Here is a 7324-nt window from a genome sequence, read left to right as displayed (position 1 = left end):
CAGGTAGACGTCCTGGGTGGGGAGGGCCGGGCCCATCGACTCCCACCAGTTCAGGAAGTTGGGCTGCCACGACTCCAGGGCGCGCTGGAGTCGCCGGTCCTCGTGCAGGTCGACGTTGTTGGGGATCTTCTCGGAGTAGTCGGCCCCGCTCGTTGCCATGGTCACGCTCGCTTTCGGTCGAAGTCGGGGCGCCGCCCGGTGCCGTAGCGGCGCAGCGCGCCGCCGGGGCCGGACGCGTTCGGGCGGGTGAAGATCCAGTTCTGCCAGGCGGTGAGCCGCCCGAAGATCTTGGTCTCCAGGGTCTCCGGGCCGGGGAAGCGGCAGTTGGCCTCCAGGCCGGTCAGCGCGTCGGGGCTGAAGCCGGACCGCTCCTCGACGGCGATGCGGACCTCCTCGTCCCAGTCGATGTCGTCGGGCGCGAAGGTGACCAGGCCGAGGCGTTCGGCGTCGGCGGCCTCCAGGGGCTTGCCCGCGGCGTCGCGGACGGCGGCCAGCGTCTCGTCGTCGCCGAGGTAGCGCGTCGCCAGGCGGGTGAGGCCGTTGCTCATCGGCAGCGGTCCGAGGTTCATCGCGTCCACGGTGATCGTGGCGGGGTCGGCGTCCGGGTCGACGTCCTCGAAGACGCCGGCGAGCTGGAAGGAGCGGTCGGCGGCCAGCGCGATCTCCAGGAGGGAGCCGGCGAAGCAGCCTCCCGGCCCGATCAGCGCGATGAGGCTGCGGCTGGTGACGTCGAGGCGCTTCAGCGTCCGCTTGAGGTAGTGCAGGATCTCGTTGGCGAGCCAGTCGCCGGTGTTTCCGAGCAGGAGCCGGTCGTGGGCCAGGACGTTCCCGGCGTCGCCGCCGGTGCGCAGCACCCAGGTTCCGAGGTCCGGCTCGTTGGTGCGCAGGTCGAGGATCAGGTCGTCGAGTTCGCGGGTCATGGCGAGGGTCCAGAAGTCCGCGCCCTGCCGGTGCACGTCGCCGATGCCGTCCGGGGCCGCGTCCGGGCCCGTGATGGTGATCTCCACGGTGCCGGCGTCCCGGTCGAGTTCCGCCGAGACGTGCCGGTAGGCGACGGCGGTCCCGGTGCGGGTCTTGCCGAGCGGCGTGAGCGTGATGCCCTCGGCGCCGTGCGGCCGGGACGAGCGGGCCGCCAGTTCCCTCGCGCGTTCGGCGACCGTCGCCTCCCAGGCGGGGCGGGGCACGGCCTCGTCCACCAGCCGCCACGCGACGGCCTTCCTGCCACCGAGGCCCTCGGCCTTGGTGGAGAAGTAGTCGGCGCGGTCGCGGCGGACGTGCCGCTTGTCCGACACCCGGGTCAGGCCGCCGGTCCCGGGCAGGACGCCCAGCAGCGGCAGCTCCGGCAGCGACACCGCCGAGGAGCGGTCGTCCACGAGCATGATGTGGTCGCAGGCCAGGGCCAGCTCGTAGCCGCCGCCGGACGCCGTGCCGTTGCAGGCCGCCAGGTAGGTCTGGCCCGAGTTCGCCGTCGCGTCCTCGATGCCGTTGCGGGTCTCGTTGGTGAACTTGCAGAAGTTCACCTTCCAGGAGTGCGGGGACCCGGCGAGCATCCGGATGTTGGCGCCCGCGCAGAAGATCTTCTCCTTGCCGCTGGTGATCACGACCGCGCGGACGCCCGGGTGCTCGAACCGGAGCCGCTGGACGGCGTCGTACAGCTCGATGTCCACGCCGAGGTCGTAGGAGTTGAGCTTCAGCTCGTAGCCGGGGACCAGGCCGCCCTGCTCGTCCACCGCCATCGTCAGCGTGGCGACCGGCCCGTCGACGCCGACGCTCCAGTGCCGGTAGCCGGACGGGTCCACCCGGAACTCCACGTGCGGGGCGGTGTCCGTTTGGGGAGCGGTGTCCGCTTGAGGGGCCGAGCTGTCGGGGCTGGTCATGAGAGGTCCTTCCGCGTGCCGGCCGTGCCGCTTCCATCATGCTCCACAGAACACGGTCGAAACGTCAAGAGTTTGTAGCATATTTACCCGCGGACCGCCCTCGGCCAGACGGCCCGGCGCCGCGGTCAGGGGGTATCGAGCAGGGTCGCGGCCAGCTCGCGGACGGCGAAGCGGCGCAGCTTGCCGGTCGGGGTCGTGGGCAGCCTCTCCACGATCAGCACCTCCCGGGGACGCTTGAACGACGCGAGCCCCGCGCGGCAGAAGTCGATCAGCTCTCCCGGCTCGGCGGACGCGCCCTCCTTGAGGACGACGCAGGCGATCGGCTTGTCCAGCCCGTCAGCGTCCGGCAGCCCGACGACCGCGGCCATCGACACCGCCCGATGCTCCAGCAGCCGCGCCTCCACCTCGGCCGGCGACACCCAGATGCCGCCCGACTTGAGCATGTCGCCCGTCCGCCCGAGGCACGTGTAGTAGCCGTCGCCGTCCACCACGTAGGTGTCGCCGGTGCGCAGCCACTCCCCCTGGAACACCCGCCGGGTGGCGGCGGTGCGGCTCCAGTAGCCCGTCGCGATCGACTCGCCCTTCACCAGGAGCGAGCCCGGGGTGCCGGGCTCGACGTCGGCGCCGTCGGCGTCCACGACCCGCAGCTCGTACCCGGGAACGGCGGTGCCCGTGGTGCCGGGACGGACCTGCCCCGGACGGTTCGACAGGAAGATGTGCAGGCACTCCGTCGACCCGATCCCGTCGATGATCTCCACGCCGTACTTCGCGGCGAAGCGGCGGCACAGCTCGGCGGGCAGCGGCTCGCCCGCCGACACCGCGAGCCGCACCGACGCGAACGCCTCCTCCGGAACGTCCGCGTTCAGGATCGCGGCATAGAAGGTGGGGACGGCGAAGAACAGCGTCGGACGGTACTCGGCCAGCCGGTCGGCCACCGACGCGGGCGTGGGAGGGTCCGGGTCCAGGATCGTCGTCGCGCCGGCGGCGAGGGGGAAGAACAGCGAGTTGCCGATCCCGTAGGCGAAGAACAGTTTGGCGACCGAGTAGCAGCGGTCCTCCGGGGTGATGCCGAGGACCTGGCGGCCGTAGGTCTCCACGACATGGCGGATGTTGGCGTGCCGGTGCATCGCGCCCTTCGGCGTGCCGGTCGTCCCGGACGTGTAGAGCCACAGCGCGCTGGAGTCGTCCGAGGTCGGGTAAGGGTCGATCAGCCCGCCCTCTCGCCGCCGTCCCTCCTCGACCAGTTCCTCGAACGAGTGCGACCGCGCGCCGGGCGGCGCCTGGAGCGCGGCGCCGCCTTCGACCGCCACGTGCCGGACGCCTGGGGTGACCGCGAGTGCGGTCTCCGCCGGCGCCGCGAACCGGGCGCTGACCAGCAGGATTCCGGCCCGCGCGTCGTGGAGCAGTGCGGCCAGCTCCGGGCCGGTCAGCATGGTCGACACCGGTACCGGGACCGCGCCGAACCTCATCGCGCCGAGGATCGCGGCGGCCATGAACGGGCCGTCGGCCATGTAGAGCACGACGCGCTCCTCGGCACGCAGGCCCCAGGACTGGAGCCCGGCCGCGACATGCCCGGCGAGGTCTTCCAGTTCGGCGTAGCTGAGGTCGCCGCCGGGGCCGGTGAGCGCGGTCCGGCCCGCCGCATCCGGCTTGGAGGCGGCCTGGAGCAGGTATGCCGAAGCGTTGAAGGTGTGCGGCGGGACCGGTGCGGTCGCCGTTTCAGCGGTCATCGGGTCTTCCCTTCGCCGGGAACCGTGCCACACATGCTCTACACGAACAAAACGCTAGTCAATAGACTTGTGGAATGACCGTGCCGTGCGGCGGATGCCGCGCGATACTGGACAGCGTTCCATGGACGGCCGGATCCGCGAAGGCCCGAGGAGGAGAGCAGATGCCCCGAACGGGCGATGACGCGGCGCACACCGGGCCCGAGTTCCGGCGGCGCCGCGAGCTCGGCGCGGCCAGCGCCCGGTCGCTGCTGCTGACCGTGCTGGGCGAGTTCGTCCTCCCGGCCGGGGAACCGGTCTGGACGGCGACGTTCCTGCGGGCGCTCGGCATGCTCGGGGTCGAGGAGAAGGCCGTCCGGCAGGCGCTCGCCCGCAGCGCGTCCGAGGGCTGGGTCGCCGGGGAACGGCACGGACGCCGCACCGCCTGGCGGCTCACCCCGTCCGGGGAGCGGCTCCTGACCGACGGCACCGAGCGCATCTACGGCTTCGGCAGGCCGGTCGGCGAGTGGGACGGGCAATGGCTCATCGTCATGGCCAGCGTCCCGGAGACCAGCCGCAGGCTCCGCCACCTGCTGCGTACCCGGCTCGCCTGGAACGGGCTCGGCAACCTCGCCCCCGGTGTGTGGGTGAGCCCGCACCCGGAACGCGAGCCGGAGGTCCGCGAGGTCCTCACCGAGATCGGCGTCGCCGACTCGTCCACGCTGTTCACCGGTCGCCTCGGGGACCTGTCCGAGGCCCGGCAGGTCGCCGCGCAGGCGTGGAACCTGGACGAGATCGAACTGGCCTACGAGGACTTCCTCGACGCGGTGAGCTCCCTGCGCCCCGCCGACGATCCCGGGACGTTCGCCGCGCACACCAGGCTCGTCCAGGAATGGCGCCGGTTCCCGTTCCTCGACCCGGGCCTCCCGGCGGCACTGCTCCCCGACGACTGGTGCGGCTCGCAGGCGTTCACCCTCTTCCACGAACGCCACGACACCTGGCGCCCCATCGCCGACCGCCAGTGGAAGGCGATGTCACAGGACTGACGGGGTCACAGGACTGACGGGGTCACAGGGATCAGCCGGGCGGGGTGAGCCGCAGCAGGTTGACGGTGCCCTCGGCGACCACGCGGTCCTTGTCGTCGGTGATCGTCGCCTGCCAGGTCACATGGTCGTCCACCCGGTCGACGGGACGGGCGCGAGCGGTCAGCCTGCCCCCGCGCACGGCCCGGATGAACCGGGTGTGGTTGCTGACGCCGACGACCTGGCTGTCGAGCCCGACCGTCAGCGCCGCGCCCATGCTGCACACCGTCTCGGTGATCGCGCAGTACACGCCGCCATGGACAATGCCGTACGCCTGCATGAGCTTGTCGGTGACCTCCAGTTCGGCCAGGACCTCCTGGTCGGACGCCTCGACCACGAGGAGACCGAGCGTCTGGTCCAGCGGTCCCGCGTAATCGACCCGTTCAGCCGTCATCCCCAGAAGCTATCCAGCCACCGAAATCGGCGTCAATGGACTGCGCCACCGATCGGCGGGCGTTCCGGAGGCGCTCTCCGGGAAGGTGTAGGGCCCGGCTCCCCGGGAAGGTGCCCAGCGCCTTGCGGATCGGAGGTCGGGAATTGGAGGTCGTGGGATGAGCAGCCTGGTCGGACGGAACCTGCTGGCGGGTCCCGAGCCCAACGTCACGGAGAACGCGGGCTACACGGACCCGCCACCCCGGATGGGCTTCTTCACCGACACGTCCGTCTGCATCGGCTGCAAGGCGTGCGAGGTGGCCTGCAAGGAGTGGAACGCCATTCCCGAGGACGGCCTCGAGTTCACCGGCATGTCCTACGACAACACCCAGGGCCTCGGCGCCGACACCTGGCGGCATGTCGCGTTCATCGAGCAGGACAAGCCCATGGGGAACGCCGAGTCCGGCGTCGATCACGCCGGCGCCCCCGGCGCGGCTTCCGGCGCGGCTTCCGGCAATGGCGGCGCCACGGACATGCGCTGGCTCATGGCGTCCGACGTGTGCAAGCACTGCACGCACGCCGCCTGCCTGGACGTCTGCCCGACCGGCTCGCTGTTCCGCACCGAGTTCGGCACCGTCGTCGTACAGGAGGACATCTGCAACGGATGCGGCTACTGCATCCCCGCCTGCCCCTACGGCGTGATCGACCAGCGCAAGGGCGACGGCCGGGCCTGGAAGTGCACGATGTGCTACGACCGGCTGGGCGTTGGGCTGGAGCCGGCGTGCGCGAAGGCGTGCCCGACCGATTCGATCCAGTACGGGCCGCTCGACGAGCTGCGTGAGCGTGCCGCCATGCGCGTCGAGCAGCTCCACGACATCGGCGTGGAGGACGCGCGCCTGTACGGCCACGACCCGGACGACGGCGTCGGCGGCGACGGCGCGTTCTTCCTGCTGCTGGACGAGCCGGAGGTGTACGGGCTCCCACCGGATCCCGTCGTCACGACACGCGACCTGCCGTCCATCTGGAAGCACACGGGGGTGGCGGCGGCCGCGCTGCTGGGCGGGATCGCCGCCGTCTTCACCGTGCACGGCCGCGGCGGAGGCGGGCGATGAGCGACGCGGGCAGGGAGACGGGCGTCGGCAAGGACGGCGTGCACGGGCAGCGGCCGGGACGCGAGGCGGAGATCGGGAAGGGCCTGCCCGGCGGTGCCGCCCGCCGCGACGGGAAACGCCGCAGGCGCCGGGGCGAGAAGGCGATGGTGCCGGAGGCGGAGTTCACCTCCTACTACGGCCTGCCCATCCTGAACCCGCCCGTCTGGAAGTCCTACGACATCGCCGGGTACTTCTTCCTCGGCGGCCTGGCCGGGGCCGGGTCGGTGCTCGCCGCCGGCGCGGAGCTCACCGGGCGTCCCGCCGCCGCGCGGGCGATGAAGATCTCCTCGCTGCTGGCCATCGGCGGGTCCACGGCCGCGCTCATCCACGACCTCGGGCGGCCCTCGCGGTTCGCCAACATGCTGCGGGTCGTGAAGCTCACCTCGCCGATGAGCCTGGGCTCGTGGCTGCTGGCCGCCTACGGCCCGGCCGCGGGCGCGGCGGCCGTGCTGGACGTGACCGGGCTCTTCCCCCGCATCGGCGGGGCCGCGACGGCCGGCGCGGCCGTGCTCGGCCCGGCCGTCGCCACCTACACCGCGGCGCTCGCCGCCGACACGGCGGTTCCGGCCTGGCACGACGTCCACCGTGAGCTGCCGATGGTGTTCGCCGGCTCGGCCACCGCCGCCGCGGCCGGGATGGGGTTGATCGTCTCCCCGACGCGCGAGGCCGGTCCGATGCGCAGCGCCACGGTGTTCGGGACGGCGCTGGAGCTGGCCGCGGCGAAGGTGGTCGAGCATCGAGCCGGGCTGGCCGCCGAGCCGTACAAGACGGGCAAGGCCGGCAGGTACATGCGCGCGGGAGAGATCCTGACGGCCGCGGGTACCGCCGGGGGCGTCCTGCTCGGCGGGCGCAGCCGCGCGGTGGCGGCGCTCAGCGGGGCGGCGCTCCTGGCGGGCTCCGCCTGCACCCGTTTCGGTGTCTTCCACGCCGGGTTGCAGTCGGCCCGGGACCCCAAGTACACGGTGGTGCCCCAGCGGGAACGCCTGGCCGCAGCCGGTTCCGGCGGGGCCGGATGAGCTGGCGGCTTTCTGCAAGTCGATTGAAATCTTGCGCAAGCTCTTGACCTGACTGCAAGAAGAGAGCATTCTCACGGTGCATCGCGGACGGCCGTCCCCCACCCCCTCAGGCACCCAGAC

The 7324-nt window shown here is 72.1% G+C and carries 6 protein-coding genes; 3 read left to right on the top strand and 3 right to left on the bottom strand.

Translation table 11 applies throughout. From position 1 onward, the window contains the following. Positions 1–161: 161 nt before the first annotated feature. Both boxC and E1285_RS14780 read right to left on the bottom strand, forming a co-directional pair. Positions 162–1877 (bottom strand): 2,3-epoxybenzoyl-CoA dihydrolase, encoded by a 1716-nt coding sequence (gene boxC, locus E1285_RS14785; RefSeq protein ID WP_132152265.1) that lies wholly within the window; start codon positions 1875–1877, stop codon positions 162–164. A gap of 125 nt (positions 1878–2002) precedes the next feature. After that, on the bottom strand, positions 2003–3607 hold the full coding sequence (locus tag E1285_RS14780; RefSeq protein WP_132152263.1) for a benzoate-CoA ligase family protein: 1605 nt from the start codon (positions 3605–3607) through the stop codon (positions 2003–2005). Positions 3608–3768: 161 nt separating this feature from the next. On the opposite strand from E1285_RS14780, the gene E1285_RS14775 reads away from it, so the two are divergent. Further along, entirely contained in the window at positions 3769–4629 is an 861-nt protein-coding gene (locus E1285_RS14775; protein WP_132152261.1) for a PaaX family transcriptional regulator C-terminal domain-containing protein, read from the top strand. Positions 4630–4660: 31 nt separating this feature from the next. Here the strand turns inward: E1285_RS14775 and E1285_RS14770 are convergent, their stop codons facing one another. Beyond that, complete coding sequence (locus tag E1285_RS14770) at positions 4661–5059, bottom strand: PaaI family thioesterase (RefSeq protein WP_132152259.1); 399 nt, start codon at positions 5057–5059, stop codon at positions 4661–4663. A gap of 244 nt (positions 5060–5303) precedes the next feature. Here E1285_RS14770 and E1285_RS14765 point away from each other — a divergent pair, with 244 nt between their 5' ends. Beyond that, entirely contained in the window at positions 5304–6149 is an 846-nt protein-coding gene (locus tag E1285_RS14765; protein ID WP_243722790.1) for a 4Fe-4S dicluster domain-containing protein, read from the top strand. Then, the gene (gene nrfD, locus E1285_RS14760) at positions 6146–7204 is read left to right on the top strand and encodes an NrfD/PsrC family molybdoenzyme membrane anchor subunit (protein WP_132152255.1); all 1059 of its coding nucleotides are present in this window, start codon (positions 6146–6148) and stop codon (positions 7202–7204) included. Before E1285_RS14765 ends, nrfD begins: the two co-directional genes overlap by 4 nt. Positions 7205–7324: the final 120 nt, after the last annotated feature.

The organism is Actinomadura sp. 7K507, from assembly GCF_004348425.1.
In the GTDB taxonomy this organism is placed as follows: domain Bacteria; phylum Actinomycetota; class Actinomycetes; order Streptosporangiales; family Streptosporangiaceae; genus Spirillospora.
The sequence above is the reverse complement of the archived record's forward strand: the minus strand, read 5'-3'. Positions and strand labels throughout refer to the sequence as shown.

Bases quoted from the DNA above. Each gene is read 5' to 3' on its own strand.
- boxC (WP_132152265.1), bottom strand. From the start codon at position 1,877: ATGACCAGCCCCGACAGCTCGGCCCCTCAAGCGGACACCGCTCCCCAA.
- E1285_RS14780 (WP_132152263.1), bottom strand. From the start codon at position 3,607: ATGACCGCTGAAACGGCGACCGCACCGGTCCCGCCGCACACCTTCAAC.
- E1285_RS14775 (WP_132152261.1), top strand. From the start codon at position 3,769: ATGCCCCGAACGGGCGATGACGCGGCGCACACCGGGCCCGAGTTCCGG.
- E1285_RS14770 (WP_132152259.1), bottom strand. From the start codon at position 5,059: ATGACGGCTGAACGGGTCGATTACGCGGGACCGCTGGACCAGACGCTC.
- E1285_RS14765 (WP_243722790.1), top strand. From the start codon at position 5,304: ATGGGCTTCTTCACCGACACGTCCGTCTGCATCGGCTGCAAGGCGTGC.
- nrfD (WP_132152255.1), top strand. From the start codon at position 6,146: ATGAGCGACGCGGGCAGGGAGACGGGCGTCGGCAAGGACGGCGTGCAC.